The organism is Mycolicibacterium arcueilense, from assembly GCF_058536225.1.
Genome location: NZ_JBZTYL010000011.1, coordinates 116761 through 138717 on the forward strand (window position 1 = coordinate 116761; position 21957 = coordinate 138717).

General features: G+C 67.4%; 23 protein-coding genes. 12 read left to right on the top strand and 11 right to left on the bottom strand.

Annotated features, from left to right (window positions below; translation table 11 throughout):
- The first annotated feature begins 39 nt into the window (after positions 1–39).
- Positions 40–567 carry a DUF6611 family protein gene (locus tag AC4LGL_RS17130; protein WP_491839814.1) on the top strand — a complete coding sequence of 176 codons (528 nt, stop codon included), beginning with the start codon at positions 40–42 and terminating at the stop codon, positions 565–567.
- Complete coding sequence (locus AC4LGL_RS17135) at positions 567–701, top strand: hypothetical protein (RefSeq protein ID WP_491839815.1); 135 nt, start codon at positions 567–569, stop codon at positions 699–701. The genes AC4LGL_RS17130 and AC4LGL_RS17135 overlap by 1 nt, the downstream gene beginning before the upstream one ends.
- 64 nt (positions 702–765) lie before the next feature.
- Here AC4LGL_RS17135 and AC4LGL_RS17140 read toward each other — a convergent pair whose 3' ends face one another.
- The 4 genes from AC4LGL_RS17140 to AC4LGL_RS17155 all read right to left on the bottom strand — a co-directional run bounded on the left by AC4LGL_RS17140 (position 766) and on the right by AC4LGL_RS17155 (position 4709).
- Entirely contained in the window at positions 766–993 is a 228-nt protein-coding gene (locus AC4LGL_RS17140) for a hypothetical protein (protein WP_491839816.1), read from the bottom strand.
- 59 nt (positions 994–1052) lie between these two features.
- The gene (locus AC4LGL_RS17145) at positions 1053–1484 is read right to left on the bottom strand and encodes a hypothetical protein (protein WP_491839817.1); all 432 of its coding nucleotides are present in this window, start codon (positions 1482–1484) and stop codon (positions 1053–1055) included.
- Between the two features lie 185 nt (positions 1485–1669).
- Positions 1670–3307, bottom strand: a complete 1638-nt coding sequence (locus AC4LGL_RS17150; protein ID WP_064887120.1) for a fatty acyl-AMP ligase — start codon at positions 3305–3307, stop codon at positions 1670–1672.
- Between the two features lie 433 nt (positions 3308–3740).
- A complete protein-coding gene (locus AC4LGL_RS17155; RefSeq protein ID WP_491839818.1) occupies positions 3741–4709 on the bottom strand; it encodes a 4-(cytidine 5'-diphospho)-2-C-methyl-D-erythritol kinase in 969 nt (322 codons plus the stop codon).
- Between the two features lie 94 nt (positions 4710–4803).
- On the opposite strand from AC4LGL_RS17155, the gene AC4LGL_RS17160 reads away from it, so the two are divergent.
- Complete coding sequence (locus AC4LGL_RS17160; protein WP_491839931.1) at positions 4804–5631, top strand: serine/threonine-protein kinase; 828 nt, start codon at positions 4804–4806, stop codon at positions 5629–5631.
- Positions 5632–5686: 55 nt separating this feature from the next.
- Here AC4LGL_RS17160 and rsmA read toward each other — a convergent pair whose 3' ends face one another.
- From rsmA to AC4LGL_RS17175, 3 genes are all read right to left on the bottom strand, one after another.
- Entirely contained in the window at positions 5687–6610 is a 924-nt protein-coding gene (rsmA, locus tag AC4LGL_RS17165; RefSeq protein WP_491839932.1) for a 16S rRNA (adenine(1518)-N(6)/adenine(1519)-N(6))-dimethyltransferase RsmA, read from the bottom strand.
- A complete protein-coding gene (locus AC4LGL_RS17170) occupies positions 6607–7734 on the bottom strand; it encodes a resuscitation-promoting factor (RefSeq protein ID WP_491839933.1) in 1128 nt (375 codons plus the stop codon). Before AC4LGL_RS17170 ends, rsmA begins: the two co-directional genes overlap by 4 nt.
- Before the next feature lie 83 nt (positions 7735–7817).
- Positions 7818–8672 carry a TatD family hydrolase gene (locus AC4LGL_RS17175; RefSeq protein WP_491839819.1) on the bottom strand — a complete coding sequence of 285 codons (855 nt, stop codon included), beginning with the start codon at positions 8670–8672 and terminating at the stop codon, positions 7818–7820.
- 25 nt (positions 8673–8697) lie between these two features.
- Between AC4LGL_RS17175 and metG the strand changes: the two genes are divergently transcribed.
- The 5 genes from metG to AC4LGL_RS17200 all read left to right on the top strand — a co-directional run bounded on the left by metG (position 8698) and on the right by AC4LGL_RS17200 (position 15167).
- On the top strand, positions 8698–10245 hold the full coding sequence (metG, locus tag AC4LGL_RS17180; RefSeq protein WP_491839820.1) for a methionine--tRNA ligase: 1548 nt from the start codon (positions 8698–8700) through the stop codon (positions 10243–10245).
- 1 nt (position 10246) lies between these two features.
- Positions 10247–11596 carry an NADP-specific glutamate dehydrogenase gene (gene gdhA, locus AC4LGL_RS17185; protein WP_055116983.1) on the top strand — a complete coding sequence of 450 codons (1350 nt, stop codon included), beginning with the start codon at positions 10247–10249 and terminating at the stop codon, positions 11594–11596.
- A gap of 104 nt (positions 11597–11700) precedes the next feature.
- Complete coding sequence (locus AC4LGL_RS17190) at positions 11701–12891, top strand: NAD(P)/FAD-dependent oxidoreductase (RefSeq protein ID WP_491839821.1); 1191 nt, start codon at positions 11701–11703, stop codon at positions 12889–12891.
- A complete protein-coding gene (gene sigJ, locus AC4LGL_RS17195; RefSeq protein WP_491839822.1) occupies positions 12891–13820 on the top strand; it encodes an RNA polymerase sigma factor SigJ in 930 nt (309 codons plus the stop codon). The genes AC4LGL_RS17190 and sigJ overlap by 1 nt, the downstream gene beginning before the upstream one ends.
- A 114-nt stretch (positions 13821–13934) precedes the next feature.
- Positions 13935–15167 carry an aminodeoxychorismate synthase component I gene (locus tag AC4LGL_RS17200; protein ID WP_491839823.1) on the top strand — a complete coding sequence of 411 codons (1233 nt, stop codon included), beginning with the start codon at positions 13935–13937 and terminating at the stop codon, positions 15165–15167.
- Here the strand turns inward: AC4LGL_RS17200 and rsmI are convergent.
- Positions 15137–15973, bottom strand: a complete 837-nt coding sequence (gene rsmI, locus AC4LGL_RS17205; RefSeq protein WP_491839824.1) for a 16S rRNA (cytidine(1402)-2'-O)-methyltransferase — start codon at positions 15971–15973, stop codon at positions 15137–15139. The two genes, AC4LGL_RS17200 and rsmI, sit on opposite strands and share 31 nt — an antisense overlap.
- 24 nt (positions 15974–15997) lie before the next feature.
- Between rsmI and AC4LGL_RS17210 the strand changes: the two genes are divergently transcribed.
- Positions 15998–17548: a dolichyl-phosphate-mannose--protein mannosyltransferase gene (locus AC4LGL_RS17210; RefSeq protein WP_491839825.1), complete on the top strand. Its 1551-nt coding sequence runs from the start codon at positions 15998–16000 to the stop codon at positions 17546–17548.
- Between the two features lie 189 nt (positions 17549–17737).
- Here the strand turns inward: AC4LGL_RS17210 and arcA are convergent, their stop codons facing one another.
- Positions 17738–18943, bottom strand: a complete 1206-nt coding sequence (gene arcA / locus AC4LGL_RS17215) for an arginine deiminase (protein WP_491839826.1) — start codon at positions 18941–18943, stop codon at positions 17738–17740.
- A gap of 33 nt (positions 18944–18976) precedes the next feature.
- Between arcA and soxR the strand changes: the two genes are divergently transcribed.
- Entirely contained in the window at positions 18977–19408 is a 432-nt protein-coding gene (gene soxR / locus AC4LGL_RS17220) for a redox-sensitive transcriptional activator SoxR (RefSeq protein ID WP_055116999.1), read from the top strand.
- Positions 19409–19442: 34 nt separating this feature from the next.
- Entirely contained in the window at positions 19443–20039 is a 597-nt protein-coding gene (locus AC4LGL_RS17225; RefSeq protein WP_064887076.1) for an alpha-ketoglutarate-dependent dioxygenase AlkB, read from the top strand.
- A gap of 19 nt (positions 20040–20058) precedes the next feature.
- On the opposite strand, the gene AC4LGL_RS17230 is transcribed toward AC4LGL_RS17225, so the two are convergent.
- Together AC4LGL_RS17230 and AC4LGL_RS17235 are read right to left on the bottom strand one after the other, a co-directional pair.
- Positions 20059–20733: a DUF5642 family protein gene (locus AC4LGL_RS17230; protein ID WP_491839827.1), complete on the bottom strand. Its 675-nt coding sequence runs from the start codon at positions 20731–20733 to the stop codon at positions 20059–20061.
- A gap of 47 nt (positions 20734–20780) precedes the next feature.
- Positions 20781–21485, bottom strand: a complete 705-nt coding sequence (locus tag AC4LGL_RS17235; RefSeq protein ID WP_491839828.1) for a DUF5642 family protein — start codon at positions 21483–21485, stop codon at positions 20781–20783.
- A 172-nt stretch (positions 21486–21657) separates the two neighbouring features.
- Here AC4LGL_RS17235 and AC4LGL_RS17240 point away from each other — a divergent pair, with 172 nt between their 5' ends.
- Positions 21658–21909: a hypothetical protein gene (locus AC4LGL_RS17240; protein ID WP_491839829.1), complete on the top strand. Its 252-nt coding sequence runs from the start codon at positions 21658–21660 to the stop codon at positions 21907–21909.
- Positions 21910–21957: the final 48 nt, after the last annotated feature.

The window sequence follows — 21957 nt, forward strand, 5'->3', positions numbered from 1 at the left end:
GCTCGGTCCGAGCCCGTTCGCAGCGGGTACACCGGAGATATGGACGGCATTCGGCTACTGACCCCGCTGCTCGACGGCCCCCGGGTATGGGGTTGCGTGCAGGTCCGGCCGGGCCGTTTCGGCATCACCTACTACCGGCTGGTGGTCTATCCGCCGGGCCTGAGCACCGCCGAGCGCCGGTTGGTCCGACTGGCCCGCGGCTGGCCACTGTGGGGAATGCTCGTGTGGTTGCTGTGCCAGCTCTGGCTGGGCGGACAGATGTCACCCTGGCCTGCATTCGGTGTATCCACCGCGGTCTTCTTCGCCACCGGCGCCATCACACTCGGCCTGTCCGGCAGCGCCTTCCACCGGGTGCGGACCCTGTGCGCGACGACGATGGCCGGCTACGACGACCCGGGACCTCAGAATGCCCGGGAGCGGTTGGTCGTGCTCGCCGCGACACTTCTGCAAGCCGATGAACGCCGCGACCGCGGTGAGCTCACCGCGGTCGATCACGAGCTGATCTGGTGGCAGGTCTACAACCGGATGGACGCCGACCACGACGCAAACACCAAGCAGGCCAGCTGATGTCGGACATGCTCGAAGTGATGTCGATGATGGCCGCACCGGTTGCGATGCTGTTGATGTTGCGCGGCTACGTAATTCGGCAGAACCGGCTCGCCGATACGGCTGAGCGCACAGCGCACGCGACGACTCCGTAAACCCCACGAGCGGGCGTGCCACCAGGGGCACGCCCGCTCGCGGGTGCTGGTACTACGAGGTCGCCTAGCGGCGTCCCCCCGGCATTCCGAGCCACGGGAACACCGGGATGTTGGCCGGCGGCGCGGTTGTTCCGGGCCTCGCCTTGATCGATGTGCTGCCGTTGGTCGTGCAGATGGTCTTGGTGGCCGTGTCCTGACAGGTCGGCCGAGCCGCAGCGATCGGCGCCGAAATCACCGATGCTGCAGCCAAACCCGCCATCACAAAGGCCAACTTACCGCGACCTGTCATCATGTCCTTCCCCTTCCGGGCTACCACCGCGACACCAGAACGGCCATGCGCTGAACCGCTCATCAGGGGCAAGCCGATACAACGACGCCGGAATCCGCATCGAGCGGGGTGTTGTTCGCAGCCGCCCGGTTGAACGCGTCCTGGCGGGCAGCCTCCACCGTCGCGCCGGCTCCGCCCGCTACCGCGTGATTGCTGGGGCTGGCGACAGACACGATGCACAGGTTGTCGTTGGTCACCTCGTCGGCCGTGCATTCCACACCGCCGGCATTCGTGCATGCCGCGATCACCGCCGCCGACGCCTCCTCGGCGGTGTCACCGGTGGCGGTGAAACCAGCCAGGGTGTCGATGAATTCGCCGGTGCCCACTGCCGCAAAGATGTCTTCGGGATCTTCGACGTAACCTCCGGGACCACCTGCCCACGCGGTGCCCGCGGTAATCCCGGCGGCGACAACGCCCGCGCCCAGGATCGCCGAAACCCATCGGGATTTGACCATGCCGGTCCTCTCGTCAAATTAGTTTCGGCGTCAGAATACACAGGTCATACACAGTTCACCGGCCGTCCAACAAATGATTGCGTGTCGCTTCACGACGAATGCCCACCAATACGCGTCATGTTGCGGCAGAACACAAACCGCCCCGTTTCATCGAAACGGGGCGGTTTGTGTACGAAGTGCTGCAGCTAGCCGGTGACGAGAGAGACCGAGTTGGCGCGACGCAGCTTGCCCGACGGGGTTTTCGGGATGCTGCCGGGACCGAGCACGACGACGTTGCGCGGACGCATGTCGACCTCGGAGACCACCTCGTGCGCCACCTGATGCTCGATCCGGCGCACCTCGGCCGGATCCTGCCAGGCGTTGGACTCCACGGCGACGGCGAAGGTCTCGCGCGAGTGCCCGGCATCCAGGCGCACCGCCACGGCGCAGCCCGGGCGCACACCTTCCACCCTGCCGGCCGCACGTTCGATGTCCGTCGGGTAGATGTTGCGCCCGGCCATGATGATCACGTCCTTGACGCGGCCGCACACGATGACGTTGCCCTCTTCGGTGATGTAGCCGAGGTCGCCGGTGTCGTACCAGCCGTGCTCATCCTGGGCCGGCAGGAAGCCGCCCATGGTGATGTAGCCGGGGGTCAACGACTCGCCGCGCAGCTCGATGACGCCGACGCCGCGGGCGGGCATCACATCACCGTGCTCGTCGACGACACGGGCCTCAAGGTCCTTCAGCAGCGGGCCGAGGGAGGCCAGCCGGCGGGTGTTGCCCTTGGTGGCGGGAACGGCGCGGCGCAGCGCGGCCAGCAGGTCGGCGTCGACCTCGTCGACCACCAGGCCCGCGTTGCACGGGGAGAACGACACGGCCAGGCAGGTCTCGGCCATGCCGTAGGCCGGCAGGATCGCCGACGAGGGCAGCCCGAACGGCTTGCCCGCATCGAGCAGGTCCTCGACGTCGGCCGGCTCCACCGGCTCGGCACCCGAGAGCGCGAACCGCAGGGTGGACAGGTCGTACTCACCCGGCTTGGCCTGACGGCGCAACCGCTTGGCGAACAGCGCGTAGGCGAAGTTGGGCGCCGCGGTCATGGTGCCCTTGTACTTGGTGATGAGCTTGGCCCACAGCAGCGTGTCGCGCAGGAAGTCCATCGGCGTGACCTTGACGAGCTCGGCGCCGAAGTACATCGGGATAGTCAGGAAGCCGACCATGCCCATGTCGTGGAAGCAGGGCAGCCAGCTCACCATGACGTCCTTGTCGACGTCGTACTCCGCGCCGATGAACATCGCCTCGGCGTTGGAGTGGATGTTGCGGTGCGTGATCTGGACGGCCTTGGGCGATCCGGTCGAGCCCGACGTCAGCTGCATCAGCGCCAGATCGTCCTCGCCGGTCTCCACCGGGTCGATCGGGTCGGCGGCCAGCAGGTCGGCGATCTTGACGACCTTGATGCCTTTTTCCTCGAGCACCGGGATGGCCACCAGGAACGGCTCGGAGACGATGACGGCGTCGGCCTCGATCATGCCGATCACGTTCATGGTGTCTTCGGCCCACACCGCCAGGTCGGTGCGCGGGGTCGGCTGGTGAAGCATGGTCAGGCTCGCGCCGCGCATCCACACGCCCTGCGCGGTCGGCGCGATCTCGACGGGGAAGCCGGCCAGCACGCCGACGGCGTCGCCGTGTCCGATACCCGCGGCGGCCAGACCGCCTGCGATCCGCCGGGCCCGCTCGTGAACCTCACCCCAGGTGTGGCGAACCGGCTCATGCGGCTCACCGGTCACCATGCCGCGCTTGCTCTCACGAGCGTTGCGGAACATCTTCTCGGTGAATCTGCTCACGACGACCTCCTTGGGTTCCGCGGCCCCCACACCGACGACAGTGCGCCAGGTGCAGTTGCCCGGTTATCCATGCTCCGCCCGCTGTGCACCGCTTTTGGGTAGGCGCGCGCACACGATTGGGGAGCAGTTATGTCTCGAAAAGGTGATGCCCCAGTACCGGGTATACGTCTGGGCGACCCCCCACCGTCATGGACGGCGGGAGCACAAGTCGCATCCGATGCAAGATCGCTAGCATTCACCGCCGCTCATCTTAAGAGACCCTTAAGTAACTGCCAAACCCTCGCGATTATTGAGGTCTGCGTCACATCCTCAGGCCGGCGGTCAGCTGGGGCTGCGCCGTTTCCACTCAAGGGCTGTTCCGACGCAAAGTTCGCAGCCCTGGCGTCGAAAACAGCGGACGACGGCAGAGCGGCCCGCCTGCCAGACCCGTCCGTCAGGCCGACGTCGACGGCTCCGGAACGACACGGGCACCACTGACGGGACCGCTGGCCACCCGTACCGTCCGGCATACCCCGGCCCCGGCGAGTTCAGCCCCCACGTCCACCGCCGACGTCGACGATGGGCACAGGAACGCACACGTCGGGCCCGAGCCGGACACGATGCCGGCCAGGGCACCGGCCTCCACCCCAGCACGCAGCGTCCGGCGCAGCTCCGGATACAGGCTCAGGGCGGCCGGCTGCAGGTCGTTGCCCAACAGCGCGGCCAGTTCGGCCGGATCACCGGAGGCCAGCGCAGCCAGGACAGGCTCGGGCTCCTCGGCCCGCGGCGGGCCGCCCGTCGAGGTATCTGCGCGCAGCCGATCCAGCTCCCCGAACACCTTCGGGGTGGACAGGCCTTTGTGCGCGAATGCCAGCACCCAGTGGAAGGTGCTGCGGGCCAGCACCGTGGCCAGCTCCTCACCACGGCCGGTGCCCAGCGCAGTGCCGCCGTGCAGCGCGAACGGGACATCACTGCCCAACCGGGCCGCCAGGGCGTGCAGATCGCGCCTGGGCACCCCGAGCTCCCACAGCGTGTTCATCGCCACCAGCACCGCGGCCGCGTCGGCGCTGCCGCCGGCCATGCCACCGGCCACCGGGATCGACTTGTCGATGCTGATTGCCACATCCGGGGACCGGCCCACGTGCTGGGCCAGCAACTCCGCCGCGCGCCAGGCCAGGTTGCGCTCGTCGGTGGGCACCGACTCCACCCCCTCGCCGGCCACCGTCAGCGACAGCATGTCGGCATTGCGCACCGTCACCTCGTCCAGCAGCGACACGGCATGGAACACCGTGGTGAGGTCGTGGTAGCCGTCGTCGCGCACATCCCCCACCGCCAGGTGGAGATTCACCTTGCCGGGGACGCGCACGGTCACCGATCCGGTGGGGACCCACTCGGACGCGGTACTGCCGTCGGATGCTGACACGGCCACGACACTATCGCCGCCCACCCACGGTTGTCGGTGAACTTAGGCTGAGACGGTGCCCTCACCCGAGGTGGAAATAGCGGGATACGCCGCGATGAATGTCGTGGGGAACGGCGGCTCAGCCGTCGTCTATCAGGCACGCGACCCCGACGGGGCCACCGTCGCGCTCAAGATTCTCGATGATCGGCACCGCAGGCCGGCCCAGCTGGCCCGGCTGCAACGCGAGTTCGACTTCGCCCGTCAACTCCCCCATCCGAACATCGTCACCGTGTACGCGGCGGGTCCGGGCTGGCTGGCGATGGAGCTCCTCGACGGCGGCACCGTGAACAACCTGCCCGCGATGCCAGAGCGGCTCACCGCGTTGGCCCAGATCGCCGGGGCGCTCGATCACGCCCACCGGAACGGAATCGTTCACTGTGACGTCAAACCCGCCAATATCCTTGTCGATCAACCATTTTCGAGAGCAGTACTGATCGACTTCGGGGTGGCTCACTCGATGGCCGCGGACGTGGCCGCCAAGTTGGCCCAGGACCGGCACGGCCGGATGAGCCTCGACCCGGCCCGCCGCATCACCCGCCAAGCGGCCCGACCGCACCCGGATATCCAAGCGTCACTGCCCTATTCGGCACCCGAGCTTCTCAGCGGCCGGACACCGTCGGCGGCGACGGACCAGTACGCGCTGGCGTGCACGACGGTTGAGCTGCTGACCGGAGCACCGCCGTTCTCCGCGGATACCGCGATAGCCCTGATCGATCACCAGATGTACAGCCGACCGCCACGAATATCGCAGCGGTGCAACTGGATTCCACCGTCGGCGGACCCGATCATCGCCAGGGCACTCGCGAAGGACCCCGAGCGCAGGCACGGCTCCTGTTCGGAGTTCGTCAGCCTGATCGCCGAGGCGCTCACGTCCCCGATGTGAAAAAGATCGCGAGATTGTCGGACAATCTCGCGATCTTCTTCACATTCGGCGTTGCTCAGCCTTGCCGTGCCGCCTCAACCTCGGCGGCCGCCTCGATCTCAGCTGCGGCCTCACCCTCGGCTTCCTTGGCCCGCTGCAGGAGTCGGACGAAGTCGGCGATACCGAGCGTCTCGCCACGGCGCGACGGGTCGATGCTGGCGGCGAGCAGCCGCTCGGCCGACTCGTTGCCCGAACCCGCCCAGTCCGCGAACGCGTTGCGAGAGGTCTTGCGTCGCTGCGCGAATCCGATGTCGATGAGCTGGAACACCTCATCGCGGAACTCGGCGTCGGTCGGCCACGGCGATGTCTCGTACCGGTCGATGCGGACCAGCCCGGAGTACACCCGCGGGATCGGCCAGAACACCGTCGGCGAGACCATCCCGTGCCTGCGCACGTTTCCGTAGAAACGCGCCTTCGCACTGGGCACGCCGTAGTCCTTGCCGCCGGGCTCGGCCGCCAGGCGCTCGGCCACCTCGGCCTGCACCATGACCATCACCGTCCGGATCGACGGGAACTCGGCCAACAGGTGCAGCAGTGCGGGCACCGCGACGTTGTACGGCAGATTTGCCACGAGCGCCGTCGGCTGCTCGGTCAGATCAGACGGCATCAGCGTCAGGATGTCCTGGTTGATCACCGTGAGCCGGTTGATCTCGCTGTGTGAATGATCGGCGATGGTGGCCGGCAATTGCTTGGCCAGCACCGGGTCGATCTCCACTGCGGTCACCCTGGCACCACGGTCCAACAGGGGCAGAGTCAGTGACCCGAGACCGGGTCCGACTTCGAGCACATGGTCGTTCCGGTGAATCCCGGAGGCCGACACGATGCGCCGAACGGTGTTGGCATCATGAACGAAGTTCTGGCCAAAGGCCTTGCGTGGTCGAAAGTCGATTTCTTTCGCCAAGCGTCGTATCTCGGTCCGCCCGAGCAGTCGAATAGTCAGCGCGCCCCAATCCTCCCACTACACACTGGCCAAGCTCCCCAACCCTGCCGGGCCTGCGTCACCGTAGCAATCGCAATCTGCTCTTCTCTTGTCGCCAGATCGGCCCTCGGAGCATACCTCAGACCACCCTGTCGCTCCCAGGTGTTCTGGTCGAATTGGACGCCACCAAAAAAACCGTTACCAGTGTTAATGGCCCAGTTACCTCCCGCTTCGCACTGCGAAAGTGCGTCCCAGGCAGCACCGTTGGAGACCGGCGGGACTTCGGTGCCAGGCTTTGCTCCGACGCGCAGCACGCCGTCGCGGGCCGGGTTGATCACGACATTGGCTACTGGCAGTCTGCCGGTCTCCACGCCGTTCACCTTGGCCACCGCGTAGGTCACGTCCTGGGTGCCCGGGGCGCCGGGCTCCTCGACGACCTGGCGGCTCATGTTCATGGAGGTGTCTTCGATGCGCTGATGGCCCGGCTCCAACGCCACCCGCTCGGTGACCTTCTCGATACGCATGCGCGTCACCTGGACCTGCATACCCTCGGTGACCGGGGTCGATGCGGCCGGAACGACGGTGTCGTTCTGCTCCAGCGGGGTCCCCGCCGCGGCCAGCAGGCCCGCCACGTTCGGGGCGGCCAGGTGCACTGTCTGCACGTTGCCGCCGTCATCGATCCGGACGGTTTTGGCGCTCACCACGGGCAGCGCCATGCCGCCCAGCGGCACCCTGCTGCCGCGGGACGCAGCGGCCGGCGCCTTATCGGTCATCTTCAGCTGCGCCAGGGCCTCATCGACGGTCGAGGCGGTGGTCCACACCTGCTTGCTGTCATTGCCGTCCAACGACAACTCCAGCGGTCGACTGCGGCGCAGAACGATGGTGTCGGCCTGGTGCACGGACTCGTCGGCCGAGGGGTAGAGATCATCGCGATCGCCAACCGAGAAACCGTTCTCCTCGACCACATCGATCACCCGCGACTTCATCGTCGTCACGGTCATCGGCGCGCCGTCGACGCTCAGCGTCACGGTCTTGTGCGATCCGACGGCGTAGCCCCCGGCGGCGGTCAGCGTGACCAGCAGGGCCCCCACCACGCCTCGCAGCAGCGGAGATCGGGATTCATGAATTTTGTTGAGCGCGTCCACGGTTCTCGCGTTTCTCTCCGGTTCGGACGGCATAGATCACCGCCGGCGGTTGAGGTTTGATCACAAGACGGTAACGAAAAGGCCTACAACCGGCAACTCCCGTTAAGTCCGTACACCCGCGCCGCAGTGGCTGCGGTCTCGGACGCGACCTCTTCGGCAGGTCGGTCCAGCAACTCTGCGAGTGCCCGCACAGTGTATGGCAGGCAGTACGGCTCGTTCGGTGCTCCGCGGAACGGATGCGGGGTCAGAAACGGCGCGTCGGTCTCCACCAACAGCTGGCCCGGCGGGATCAACCGAGCAGCTTCCCGCAGCTCAGCGGCATTACGGAAGCTGACCGTGCCCGAAAGGCTCAATACCCAGCCGGCCTCGACGCAGGTGTGAGCCATCTCCGGTCCCGACGAAAAACAGTGGAAGATCACTGTCTCGGGCGCCCCTTCTGCGCGCAGTACATCGAGCACCTCGGCGTCGGCGTCCCGGTTGTGGATCATCAACGGCTTGCCGGTGCGCTTGGCCAGGTCGATGTGCCAGGCGAAACCCTCGCGCTGCTCGGCAGGCGTCGCGCAGCCGTCCAGCCGGCCCGGCCAGTACAGGTCCATCCCGGTCTCCCCGACCGCGACCACCCGCGGATGAGCGGCCAGCCGCTCCACCTCGGCCCTGGCCGCGTCGTCGAGCGCATTGGCCCGGGTGGGGTGCAGCGCCACCGCCCCGAAAACCCGCTCATCAGCTTCGACGGCCGTGGTCACCCAGCGTGCCGAGTCCAGATCGTCGGCGATGGTGACCGCCTGGCCCACTCCGACCGCGGCCGCGCGATCCATGATCGCCCGGACGTCCTGCGCGGTCTGCGCGCCGCACGCGTCGAGGTGGGTATGTGCGTCGACCAGCGGAGCCAACGGCTCCGGAGCCGGCGGCTTCTCCCTGGCTGAGCGTTTGGATCCCACCGCAACACAATAAGGTGGGGTCCAAATGAGTGAGCCTTTCTACATAACTACGGCCATCGCCTACCCGAACGGCGCGCCGCACATCGGGCACGCCTACGAGTACGTCGCCACCGATGCGATCGCCCGGTTCAAGCGACTCGACGGCTTCGATGTGCGCTACCTGACCGGCACCGACGTGCACGGCCAGAAGATGGCCGATACCGCCGCAGCCGAAGGCATCTCGGCCGCCGAGCTGGCCAACCGCAACTCCGACGTGTTCCAGCGGTTGCAGGAGAAGCTCAACATCTCCTTCGACCGGTTCATCCGCACCTCCGACGCCGACCACTACGAGGCGTCCAAGGAGATCTGGCGCCGCATGAACGAGGCCGGAGACATCTACCTGGGCACCTACTCCGGTTGGTACTCGATCCGCGACGAACGATTCTTCGCCGAGGACGAGACGACCGCGGGTCCCGACGGCACCCGCACCGCGATCGAGACCGGCACCCCCGTCACCTGGACCGAGGAGCAGACCTACTTCTTCCGGTTGTCGGACTACGCCGAGCGTCTACTGGCCCACTACGAGGCCCACCCCGAGTTCATCGGGCCCGACGTGCGCCGCAACGAGATCGTCAGCTTCGTCTCGGGCGGGCTGAAGGATCTGTCGATCTCGCGGACGACGTTCGACTGGGGTGTGCCGGTCCCCGACCACCCCGATCACGTGATGTACGTGTGGGTGGACGCGCTGACCAACTACCTCACCGGCGTCGGCTTCCCGGACGTGGCCTCCGAGGCTTTTCAGAAGTACTGGCCGGCCAAGCTGCACATGATCGGCAAGGACATCATCCGGTTCCACAGCGTGTACTGGCCGGCGTTCCTGATGTCGGCCGGGATCGCGCTGCCCGAACGCGTCTTCGCGCACGGCTTCATCAACGTCAAGGGCGAGAAGATGAGCAAGTCGGTCGGCAACGTGGTTGACCCGATCGCGCTCGTCGACACATTCGGCCTCGATCAGGTGCGCTTCTTCTTCCTTCGCGAGGTGTCCTTCGGCCAGGACGGGAGCTACAGCGAGGAAGCCATCATCGGCCGGATCAACGCCGACCTGGCCAACGAACTGGGCAACCTGGCCCAACGGTCCCTGTCGATGGTGGCCAAGAACCTCGACGGCGTGGTTCCCGATCCGGGATCCTTCAACGACGACGACGCCGCGCTGCTGAGCGTCGCGGATGCGCTACTCGAACAGGTGCGCACGCATTACGATGTGCCCGCGATGCACCTCGCACTTGAATCGATCTGGTCGGTCCTCGGCGCAGCGAACCGCTATTTCTCGGCCCAGGAGCCGTGGGTTCTGCGCAAGTCCGACGATCCAGCCGACCAACAGCGATTCGGTACGGTGCTCTACACAACGCTCGAGGTGGTGCGAATCGCGGCGCTGCTGACGCAGCCGGTGATGCCGGACTCCATGGCCAAACTGCTCGACCTGCTGGGCCAGCCGACCGACGCACGCGACTTCGACTCCATCGGGACCCGGCTCAAGCCAGGTACCGAATTGCCCGCGCCCACCGGGGTTTTCCCCCGCTACCAGATGGACTGAGATGGCTGTACTACACGAGAAACTGCAGGCGATCTACGAGGAAGTATCGCAGCGCAACGCCGGTGAGCAGGAGTTCCACCAGGCCGTCTACGAGGTCCTGACCAGCCTCGGACCGGTGGTGGCCAAGCATCCCGACTACGCCGACGGCGCCATCATCCGCCGGCTGTGCGAGCCCGAGCGGCAGATCATCTTCCGGGTGCCCTGGCTCGACGACTCCGGCACCGCGCAGATCAACCGCGGCTTCCGAGTCGAATTCAACTCGGCTCTCGGCCCCTTCAAGGGCGGCCTGCGGTTCCACCCGTCGGTCTATCTCGGCATCGTGAAGTTCCTGGGCTTCGAGCAGATCTTCAAGAACTCGCTGACCGGCCTGCCGATCGGCGGCGGCAAGGGCGGGTCGGACTTCGACCCCAAGGGCCGCTCCGACGCCGAGGTGATGCGCTTCTGCCAGTCCTTCATGACCGAGCTGTACCGCCACATCGGTGAGTACACCGACGTCCCGGCCGGCGACATCGGCGTCGGCATGCGCGAAATCGGTTACCTGTTCGGCCAGTACAAGCGGATCACCAACCGCTACGAATCCGGCGTGCTCACCGGCAAGGGCCTGACCTGGGGCGGATCGCAGGTACGAACCGAGGCCACCGGTTACGGCACGGTCTTCTTCGTCGACGAGATCCTGCGGTCGAGCGGGCAGTCCTTCGACGGCAAGCAGGTCGTGGTGTCCGGTTCGGGCAACGTGGCGATCTACGCCATCGAGAAGGTGCACTCGCTGGGCGGGACTGTGGTGGCCTGCTCGGACTCCAGCGGATACGTGCGCGACGACAAGGGCATCGACCTCGACCTGCTCAAAGAGGTCAAGGAACTGCGCCGCGGCCGCATCGAGGACTACGCGGAGGCCCGTGGCGGCGCCGCACACGTCGTGACGGACCGCAGCGTGTGGGAGGTGCCGTGCGACATCGCATTGCCCTGCGCCACCCAGAACGAGGTCTCCGGCGACGACGCGACCATGCTGATCAAGAACGGCTGCTCGATCGTGGCCGAGGGCGCCAACATGCCGTGCACGCCTGACGCGGTGAAGTACTTCGAAGAGGCCGGGGTGCGCTTCGCCCCGGGCAAGGCCGCCAACGCCGGTGGTGTGGCCACCAGTGCGCTGGAGATGCAGCAGAACGCCTCGCGGGACTCGTGGACCTTCAACGACACCGAGGAGCGGTTGGCCGACATCATGCGCCGCATCCACGATCGCTGCCTCACCACCGCGGACGAGTACGGCCAGCCGGGCAACTATGTGGCCGGCGCCAACATCGCCGGCTTCATCCGGGTGGCCGACGCGATGCTGGCGTTGGGTCTGGTCTGACGACACCTCCGGGTGATGTAGGTCACATCACCCGGAGTCCTGTCACAAATCAGCGTCCCGCGGTGTCTTGAGGGCACAAGCCTTTGAGAACAGGAGACGCTCCCATGACCGAAACAACTGCGCAGAACACCCGAGTGGTCGTGATCGGCGGAGGGTATGCCGGTGTGCTGGCAGCCAACCGACTACAGGGCACTCCGGGAGTGACTGTCACGCTGGTCAATCCGCGGCCCGAGTTCGTCGAACGGATCCGGCTGCACCAGTTGGTCGCCGGAAACCACGACGCCACCGCTGCCTACGACACGCTGTTGGGCGCCGGGGTGCGGCTGCTGGTCGACGGTGCCGAGTACATCGACGCCGACATCCGCCAAGTGCAGCTGACGTCCGGCGACGTGATCGACTACGACTACCTGGTCTACGCCGTCGGCAGCACCGGCGGGGTGCCCGCCTCCGTGCCCGGCGCTGCTCAATTCGCCTATCCGCTTTCAGAATTGGAACAGGCACAGCGCTTGCGCGCCCGGCTGCAGGACGTGCCGATGTCGGCACCGGTGGTCGTGGTCGGCGGCGGGCTGACCGGCATCGAGGCGGCCAGCGAGCTGGCCGAGGCGGGCCGCAAAGTCACGCTCGTCACCGACGTGGTCGGCGCCTCGGTGGGCGCAGGCGCCCGTCGCTCGATCGTCAAGGCGCTCACCAAGCTGGGCGTGGCGATCATCGACGGGCCCGAGGTCCTGGTGACTGCGATCGAAGCCGACGCCATCGTCCTGGCCGACGGTAACCGCCTGCCCAGCGCGGTGACGGTGTGGACCACCGGGTTCGGGGTTCCCGGCCTGGCCGCCGCGAGCAGGCTGCGTACCGACGTGCTGGGCCGGTTGCTCACCGACGAGACCCTGACCAGTGTCGACGACGCGCGCATCGTGGCAGCCGGCGACGCCGCCTCACCGTCGGGGGTTCCGCTGCGGATGAGCTGCCAGTCGGCAGGCCCGCTGGGGGTCCAGGCGGCCAACACCGTGCTGGCCCGCATCGCGGGTGCCGAGCCCAAGGTGATCAACCAGGCCTTCGCCGGACAGTGCGTGAGCGTCGGCAGAAATGCCGGCACGGTGCAGCTGTGCCACTCGGACGACAGCCCGCGTCGCGTCTTCATCGGCGGACGGACCGGCGCCTTCTTCAAGGAGCAGGTCTGCCGGGCGACGCTGACGTTCCTCCGCAAGGAGGGCGTGAAGCCGGGGTCGTACTTCTGGTTCAAGGGCGACAACCGAGCGCGCCAACTGGCCGAGGCAGAGCAGGGGACACTGGTCTGATGAACACGTCTGGCGCAGGTAACTCGACCTCGTACTCGAACGAACACGCCGAACGATTTACTCTGCTGCGGCCGTTGTTGTTCACCATCGCCTACGAGATCCTCGGGACGGCAACGGAATCCGATGACGTCCTGCAGGAGAGTTACCTGCGCTGGGCCGAGGTGGATCTGGACACGGTGCGCGACACCAAGGCGTTCCTGGCCCAGCTCGTCACCCGCCAGGCGCTCAATGCCCTTCGTGCCCAGTCGCGGCGACGCGAGGAGTACGTGGGCCCGTGGCTGCCCGAACCGCTGCTGTTGACGGCCGGGGTGGCAGGCGACGCATCAGCCGATGTGGTGCTGGCCGAATCGGTTTCGATGGCCATGCTGGTGGTGCTCGAGACGTTGACCCCCGACGAGCGCGCAGTGTTCGTGCTGCGCGAGGTGTTCGGATTCAGTCACGACGAAATCGCTTCGGCGATCGGCAAATCCAGTGCATCGGTGCGTCAGATGGCGCACCGGGCCCGCAACCATGTGCAATCGCGGCGCAAGCGGTTCGAACCGGTCGACCCGCAGGTGTCGACAGAGATCACCGAACGGTTCTTCGCCGCCGCCACGACCGGCGACATGAACGTGCTGCTGGAGTTGCTCGCGCCGGACGTGGTGTGGACGGCCGACAGCGACGGCAAGCGCAGCGCCGCACGCAGGCCGGTGATCGGGGCCCAGCCGGTGGCCAAGCTGGTGATCGGCCTCATGCGGTTCATCGAGCAGGGGGGCCGCTTCGAGCCGACGACCTACAACAACGCCCCCGCGTACAAGCTGTACCTCGAAGACAGCTTCGAGGGCGTGGTCACGGTCGAGGTCGCCGACGGCAAGATCACCCACTTCTACGCGATGCGCAATCCGGACAAGCTGACCGGCGTCGACATTCCGCGAGTGATCAGCCGCTGAGTTTCTCCGCCCAGCAGTGCCCCCGGCAAGCGGGTGGAGCCCATCAAACTCGCGCTGTTTCACGCGGAAATGGGCAGTTTTGCGTCTGCTCGCGCCAGGCAGCAAGCTAGCTCCATGCGGATCGAGCGGCTCGGCGCGCTGGGCGATGCCCCGGCGGTGCTGCGCGGGGTCGCCGCAGCCGCCGCCCACGCCGGTGTGGCGCCACCCGCCGGGCTGATCGGTGACTGGTTCTCCTCACGCGCGGTGATCGCACCCTCGGTGTCGGTGACATCGGTTGCGCCCGACACCACCTTCGCCGTGCCACAGGACGCTTCGGGGCCGTCGGGCGCGGTCGGGGGCGGGTGGTTCGGCTACCTCGCCTACCCGGATCCGGGCGCCGACGGCACACCACCGCGGATCCCGGTGGCCGCCGGCGGTTGGTCGGACTGCGTGCTACGCCAGGATTCCGAGGGCATCTGGTGGTTCGAAAGCCTCAGCGGCGCAGCACTTCCCGCATGGCTGCGAGCGCTGGAACCAGCCCAGCCGGGGGTCTACACCCTGAGCTGGGTGGCCCCCGACCGCGATGATCACCGCCGCGGGGTGCTGGCCTGCCTGGACGCCATCGCAGCGGGCGAGGTGTATCAAGCCTGCGTATGCACGAGGTTCACCGGCCGTATCGTCGGCGAGCCGATCGATTTCTTCACCGAGGCGGTGGCCCGGACCGCGCCCGCACGGGCCGCGTATGTGGCCGGGGACTGGGGTGCGGTGGCGTCGCTGTCACCGGAGTTGTTCCTGCGCCGGGCGGGCACCGCGGTGACCTCCAGCCCGATCAAGGGCACGCTGCCGTCCTCGGCCGACCCCGCCGCCCTGCTGGCCTCGGTCAAGGATGTCGCCGAGAACGTGATGATCGTCGACCTGGTCCGCAACGACCTGGGGCGGGTGGCGACCACCGGCAGCGTGACGGTGCCCGAACTGCTCGCGGTACATCCCGCACCCGGCGTCTGGCACCTGGTCTCGACCGTCACCGCCGAGGTCCCCACGCAGGTGCCGATGAGCGCACTGCTGGACGCCACCTTCCCCCCGGCCTCGGTGACCGGCACCCCGAAGCGACGGGCCCGCCAGCTGCTGCAGCAGTGGGAGCCGACGCGTCGCGGAGTCTATTGCGGCACAGTCGGATTGGCGTCACCAGTGGCAGGATGCGAGCTGAACGTCGCGATCCGGACCGTGGAGTTCGGTGCCGACGGCTCGGCGGTGCTCGGCGTGGGCGGCGGCATCACCGCCGATTCCGACGTCGACGCGGAATGGGAAGAGTGCCTGCACAAGGCAGCCTCGATCGTTCAGTCGCGGGCGCGCAGCACAGCGTCGTAGAGCTCGCGCCGTGAAGGGGCCCCCGGGTTCGCGGCGATCACCTGGGCGCAGGCGTCCTTGACCCGGATGCCGTCGGCCACCAGTTCCTCCACCTCGGCCACCAGGTCGGACAGTTCCACCGACGGGGTGCCCCCGGCCAGCACCACGGTGATCTCCCCCAGCACGCCGTCGGCGGCCCACTCCGCGAGCTCGGCCAGGCTGCCGCGACGGACCTCCTCGTGCGTCTTGGTGAGCTCCCGGCACACCACGGCACGGCGCTCCGACCCCAGCACCTCGACGGCGTCGCGCAGGGTCTCGGCCAGCCGGCGCGGGGATTCGAAGAACACGCTGGTGCGCGATTCGGCAGCCAGGGTCTGTAACCAGGCCAGCCGGGCCGCGTGTTTGCGCGGCGCGAAACCCTCGAAACAGAACCGGTCCGAGGCCAGTCCGGACACCGCCAGCGCCGTCGTCACCGCAGAAGGGCCCGGCAGGCAGGAGACCGGCAGCCCGGCCTCGGCACAGGCCGCCACGAGGCGGTAGCCGGGGTCGTTGATCAGCGGCATACCGGCGTCGCTGATCACCAGCACCGTCGCGCCCGCCGCGATCTCGGAGACCAGGCCCGGCACACGGCTGGCCTCGTTCTGGTCGAAGAAGCTCAAGATCCGGCCGGACGGTTGCACGCCCAGCGACTGGGCCAGCGCACGCGCGCGCCGGGTATCTTCCGCCGCCACGATGTCAGCCGTCGTCAACGCCTGGATGAGACGCGCAGAGGCATCGGAGGGCCGACCCAGCGGCGTGGCGCCGATCAGTAGTTTGCCGGGTGTCACGCCAGACAGCCTACGATCGCTTGCGTGACCGCCACCGCCACCGATACGCCGACGGCTGGTCGCTCGGTCCCCCTGATCAGCCCCGCGCCGGTGATCCCGCCTGCCGATTTCGGCCCGACGGACCGGCTGCAGGGCTGGTTGATGACGGCGGTCATCACCGGGCTGGCCGCGATAAGCCGGTTCCTGAACCTGGGCTCGCCGACCGATGCGGGCACCCCGGTGTTCGACGAGAAGCACTACGCGCCACAGGCCTGGCAGATGCTCTACAACCACGGCGTCGAGGACAACCCCGGCTACGGGCTCGTGGTGCACCCGCCCGTGGGCAAGCAGTTGATCTCGATCGGCGAGGCGCTGTTCGGTTACAACGGGCTCGGCTGGCGGTTCTCCGGCGCGCTGTGCGGTGTGCTGATCGTGATGCTGGTGGTGCGGATCGGGCGCCGGATCAGCCGCTCCACCCTCGTCGGCGGTATCGCCGGACTCCTGCTGATCGCCGACGGGGTCAGCTTCGTCTCGGCCCGCACGGCGCTGCTGGACGTGTTCCTGGTGACGTTCGTGGTCGCGGCGTTCGCCTGCCTGATGGTGGACCGCGACGACGTCCGCCGGCGCATGCACACCGCCTTCGTCGAAGGCCGGATCGCCGAGACGCCCTGGGGTCCGCGGCTGGGCGTGCGGTGGTGGCGGTTCGGTGCGGGCGTGCTGCTCGGACTGGCGTGCGCGACGAAGTGGTCCGGGCTGTACTTCGTGGCGTTCTTCGGCGTGATGACGCTGGTGCTCGACGCGATCGCGCGCAAGCAGTACCACGTGCCGGCACCCTGGCGCGGCATGCTGCGCCGTGATCTGGGGCCGGCCGCTTATGTGTTCGGTCTGATCCCGTTCGCGGTGTACCTGGCGTCGTACGGGCCGTGGTTCGCCTCCGAGACCGGCATCAACCGGTACGAAGCGGGGCAGTCCATCGGCGAGAACAGCATCATCCCGCTGCCCGACGCGCTGCGCTCACTGTGGCATTACACCTACGCCGCCTACCACTTCCACGCCGGACTGACCAACGCCGACGGCAACCACCACCCATGGGAATCCAAGCCATGGACCTGGCCGATGTCGTTGCGGCCGGTGCTCTATGCGATCGACAACCACGATGTCGCCGGGTGCGGCACCCAGTCCTGCGTCAAAGCCGTGATGCTGGTGGGCACTCCGGCGATGTGGTTCATCGCGGTGCCGGTGCTCGGCTGGGCCCTGTGGCGGGCCGTGGTGCGACGGGACTGGCGCTACGGCGTGGTCCTGGTCGGCTACTCGGCGGGTTTCCTGCCCTGGTTCTTCGACATCGACCGGCAGATGTACTTCTTCTACGCGACGGTGATGGCGCCGTTCCTGGTGCTGGCGATCGCGCTGATCCTCGGCGACATTCTGTACAAACCCAATCAGAACCCCGAACGCCGAACGCTGGGCCTGTTGGTGGTGTGCTTCTACGTGGCGTTGGTGATCGCGAACTTCGCGTGGTTGTACCCGGTCCTGACGGGCATCCCGATTTCGCAGTCGACCTGGAATCTGGAGATCTGGCTGCCTTCGTGGCGGTAGTTGGGCGTTGACGGGCCCCTGCTGGGGGCCTGCGCCGGGACGGGCCCTTCGCCGATTTCTACCACAGGGCTGCAAAACCGCCGCCGAACGACCCCCACGTCGAAAACGACGAACAACACCGGCCGGGCCACGACCGTGGTGTAGAAAACCGCAGCGCCGAAAACGACGACCACGCGCACGGCGGAAGAGCTAGAGCAGGTCCCGCGCCGCCGGGCACGACATACAGCGCGGTCCGCCGCGGCCCGTGCCCAGCTCCGAAGCCTCGATCGGCAGCACCTCGATACCCGAATCCGCCAGCCGGGCATTGGTTTCGGCATTGCGTTCGTAGGCCACCACCACACCCGGGGCCAGAGCCAGGGTGTTGTTGCCGTCATCCCACTGCTCGCGTTCGGCGGTCACGGGGTCGAGTCCCGTGTCGATCACCCGCAGCTGCTCGATTCTCATCGCAGCGGCAGCAGCCTGCACGAACGGCACTTCGTCGTCGATCCGGATCCCGGCCTCGGTGCGGTGAATGGTGAACGCCGACAACGAGTCCACGATATTGGGGTACATCACCACCGCGTCGACATCGACCATGGTGCACACGGTGTCCAAGTGCATCTGGGCGCGCTCCTGCCGGATCGGCACCGCGAGCACGGTGTGGGCGAGGTCGTCGTCGAACAGGCTGCGCGCCAACGCCTCGGCGCCGGCAGGCGTGGTCCGCTCCCCCACGCCGACCGCCACCACTCCGGGCCCGAGCAACAGCACGTCGCCACCTTCGACGGGCGCCGAGCGCGACTCGTAGGCCCGCCGGACGCCGAGGAACCTCGGATGGTGGGCGTAGATCAGATCGGTCAGCGAGGTCTCGCGCACCCGCGCCGGCAGTGCGAGCGAGGTGATGGCCACCCGCGGGCCGATCCAGAACGACGAATCCCGGGTGAACAGGAGATTGGGCAGCGGCTCGATCACGAAATCTCCGCCGTGGTGCATAAGGCGCACCAGCGAAAGTTCGGCACCGTGGAAGGGCACCTCGTTGAAGGTCATTCCGGCCATCAGGATGTGCGCCAGATCGGCCGGCGGCAGGCCTCGTAGATAGGCCGAAAGTTCCTGGGCCAGTGGCACACCCAGTCGTCGCGCGTCGACCGCAGCGGAGATGCCGTGCATGCGGGCGGCGCCGCTGTCGAGCGCTTCGGTCAGCAGATCCGCCAGGAGCAACACCTCGACTCCGCGGGACCGCAGCACTCCGGCGAAGGCGTCATGTTCGCGCTGCGCCTTGGCCACCCACGGCAGGCCGTCGAACAGCAGTGCATCGTTGTTGCGCGGGGTGAGCCGCTGCAACTCCGGCCCCGGTCGGTGCAGGATCACGGCGCGTAGTGTGCCGACCTCGGAGTTGGAACCGAACGCCGCAGTTTCCACCCCATGACGTTAACTCAACTATGGTTGAGGTGTATGGAGACGCACGAGTTAACTCCTGGCGAGATGTCGCAGCGCAGCGGCGTGGCGGTGTCGGCACTGCACTTCTATGAGCGCGAGGGCCTGATCGCCAGCCGCCGCACCTCAGGGAACCAGCGCCGCTACGCACGCGAGACGCTGCGGCGCGTGGCGTTCATCCGGATGTCCCAACGCCTCGGCATTCCACTGGCCCGCATCCGCGAGGCGCTGGCCGGCCTACCCGCCGACCGGGTGCCGACCAGCAAGGACTGGGCCAAGCTCTCGGCTGGTTGGCGCCAGGACCTCGATGACCGCATCGTGCATCTACAACGGTTGCGCGACAACCTGACCGGCTGCATCGGCTGCGGCTGCCTGAGCCTCAAGACCTGCCTGCTGACCAACCCGGGAGACGTCCTCGCCGAGCAGGGCCCCGGCGCCTCCCGGCTCTAACGCAATCGAACGTCTGTGCGATACACTCGCGCGCATGGAGCTGGCGTTGCAAGGCTCACTGTTTGAGCACGCTGAACGGCGTCGACTCGGCAACGACGCCTGGGTGGAACTGCGCTCGGGCTGGTTGCCCGACGCCGATTCACTGTTCGAGGAGTTGATGGACGGGATCCCCTGGCGGTCCGAGGAACGCGAGATGTACGACCGCGTGGTGGCAGTTCCGCGTCTGGTCAGCTTCCACCACCTCATCGACGAACCGGTGCCGCATCCCCGGCTCAAACAGATCCGCCGCAGGCTCAACGACACCTTCGGCGGCGAGCTCGGCGAGCCGTTCACCACCGCGGGCCTGTGCCTGTACCGCGACGGCAACGACAGCGTCGCCTGGCACGGCGACACCATCGGCCGCAGCCGCACCGAGGACACCATGGTGGCCATCGTCGGGCTCGGCGCGACAAGGGTTTTCGCATTGCGCCCACGCGGCGGCGGGCATGCTCTGCGCTTACAGCACCGCCACGGCGACCTGCTGGTGATGGGCGGATCGTGTCAACGCACGTGGGAGCATTCGATACCGAAGACCACCAGCCTCGTCGGGCCACGCATCAGCATCCAGTTCCGCCCGCAGGACGTGCGTTGAGGGTCAGGTCGACCCCGTACTAACCTCTCACACTGGCCACCGCGGCGCTGAGCAGCTCGCGGGCCCGCTTGTCGTCCACCGGTGCCACCGGCTTGTCCGGGACCACCAGGGGGTTGGCCGTGACGATGACCATGAACGTGTCGAAGCTGGCGACGTAGTTGTACAACTCACCGGTGCGCGCCTGGCCGCCCATCGCGGTCTGGACGATGCGGTGCGTCCCCGTCGTGCGGGCCCCGTCGATCTTCGGGGCCTCGACCACGTCGACCTGCCCGCGGATCCCGGGGCCCAGGAACTTCACCTGCTTGCACGCATCGCCGGGATCGTTCAGCGGGACCGGCTCCGAGGTCTCCAGCGCCATCACGATGAACCGGTTACCCGCGCCTTCGGCCGTGGTGGCCGCCACGTTGCCCTTCAGCTCGTCCGGCAGGGACTGTCCCTCGGCGAACTTCGCGCAATCGGCAGGTTCGATCTTGACCCCGGGCGGCATTTTGTGCGGCGCGAGCTTCTTGGGGTCGATTCCGGCCGGGGCGACGTCGGTGACCTTGAACTCCGGCCCGAAGCTGGAGCGCACCTTGGCGATGTTGGCGATGTCCGCGTTGGCGGACGTCGACTGGTCCGATTGACCGCAGGCGACCAATCCGGTGGCGCAGGCAAGGACGCCCGCGGCGGCGAGTAAGACGTTGCGGTTCTCCATCGCTGGACAACATACCTGGGCTCGCCCACATCGCCGGGGCGACCGGCTCAGCCACGTAACGCCGAAACCGATTTCACCAGGAGATCGGAGGTGAACGCGGTATCGAGCGCAGGATTGGGTGATCCGGGATCCGTGACGACGGTGATGAACACGTGGTAGTCAGCACCTTCGGAATGCAGATCCGCAGTGAAAGTCTCGGCGTGAGATCTGGTTTCGGTACCGCCCTCGACGACGGTGGTGACGGCCGTGGACATCCCCGCGGTCACCGCGCCCTCGATCACCGGAGCCGCAATGGGCGTCACCGTTCCGGTGGAATGTCCGCCCGACACGCTCCACTGCTCGCACGGCCCTTCGGTGTCCGGATCGGGCGCGTCCGCTCCGGGATGCCCCGCTTTTTCTCTCGAAACGGCCGCGTACACGATGCCCCCGGGTCCTGAGGCCGACCAGCCCCGGCCGGGTTCGGTGTCAGGGGCGGCTGCCGCTGCGCACCGCGCCGGGTCGGCGGTCCAGTCCGGCCCGAATCCCCACAGCGACACCGGGGTCGCCCGTGGGTCGATGGCCACCACTTCGTAGCCGGACGGCAGGTCCTGGCGCACCCGGTCGATGCGGGCCGGGTTCACCGTGGCGGCAGCGCCGGTGGTCTGAGGCGACGACGATGTCGACGTCGGTTGCGGCGCCGGCCGCGGCCCGCATGCCACCCCGCAGGCCAGGGTGCACACCAGGAGAACCGTCGGGACGGCGAAAAGGCGCACGGCGTTTTGATACCACAGCCCGGGGTTTGCTGTCGAGAACGATCGCAGCCCCCTTTGTCAACTCGTTTTTCGCTGCCTGACAACACGACAAGTGTTGCGATACAGCGGAATTTAACCGTCGCCCGAGCGGTTGCCACCTGTAGGACATCCACGATCATGAGGGGCAGAACAGGTGTACGGACTGACTGGAGCTGTGCTGGCCGGCGGCGCGCTGTCGGCCCTTGCCCTGGGTTTCCCCGCCGCGGCCCCCGCCTCGCCGTCGGGGGTGGGGTCCGCGCAGGACACCGCCGACGAACTGGAACGACAGGGTTTCGACGTCATCATCTACCGGGCGGGTACGGCTGCCCTCGATCGGTGCACCGTCTCGTCGGTCCGGCCGGCGCAGATTCTGCCGCGGACGGTCTATCTGTCCGCAAATTGCTGAGGGCGGCCTGGCGGTCAGGCCGTCGAACATTTCACTGTGCAAAAGATC

Excerpts from the sequence above, each read along its gene's own strand:
- AC4LGL_RS17130 (WP_491839814.1), top strand. The coding sequence starts at position 40 with ATGGACGGCATTCGGCTACTGACCCCGCTGCTCGACGGCCCCCGGGTA.
- AC4LGL_RS17135 (WP_491839815.1), top strand. The coding sequence starts at position 567 with ATGTCGGACATGCTCGAAGTGATGTCGATGATGGCCGCACCGGTTGCG.
- AC4LGL_RS17140 (WP_491839816.1), bottom strand. The coding sequence starts at position 993 with ATGATGACAGGTCGCGGTAAGTTGGCCTTTGTGATGGCGGGTTTGGCT.
- AC4LGL_RS17145 (WP_491839817.1), bottom strand. The coding sequence starts at position 1,484 with ATGGTCAAATCCCGATGGGTTTCGGCGATCCTGGGCGCGGGCGTTGTC.
- AC4LGL_RS17160 (WP_491839931.1), top strand. The coding sequence starts at position 4,804 with ATGAATGTCGTGGGGAACGGCGGCTCAGCCGTCGTCTATCAGGCACGC.
- metG (WP_491839820.1), top strand. The coding sequence starts at position 8,698 with ATGAGTGAGCCTTTCTACATAACTACGGCCATCGCCTACCCGAACGGC.
- gdhA (WP_055116983.1), top strand. The coding sequence starts at position 10,247 with ATGGCTGTACTACACGAGAAACTGCAGGCGATCTACGAGGAAGTATCG.
- AC4LGL_RS17190 (WP_491839821.1), top strand. The coding sequence starts at position 11,701 with ATGACCGAAACAACTGCGCAGAACACCCGAGTGGTCGTGATCGGCGGA.
- sigJ (WP_491839822.1), top strand. The coding sequence starts at position 12,891 with ATGAACACGTCTGGCGCAGGTAACTCGACCTCGTACTCGAACGAACAC.
- AC4LGL_RS17200 (WP_491839823.1), top strand. The coding sequence starts at position 13,935 with ATGCGGATCGAGCGGCTCGGCGCGCTGGGCGATGCCCCGGCGGTGCTG.
- soxR (WP_055116999.1), top strand. The coding sequence starts at position 18,977 with ATGGAGACGCACGAGTTAACTCCTGGCGAGATGTCGCAGCGCAGCGGC.
- AC4LGL_RS17225 (WP_064887076.1), top strand. The coding sequence starts at position 19,443 with ATGGAGCTGGCGTTGCAAGGCTCACTGTTTGAGCACGCTGAACGGCGT.
- AC4LGL_RS17230 (WP_491839827.1), bottom strand. The coding sequence starts at position 20,733 with ATGGAGAACCGCAACGTCTTACTCGCCGCCGCGGGCGTCCTTGCCTGC.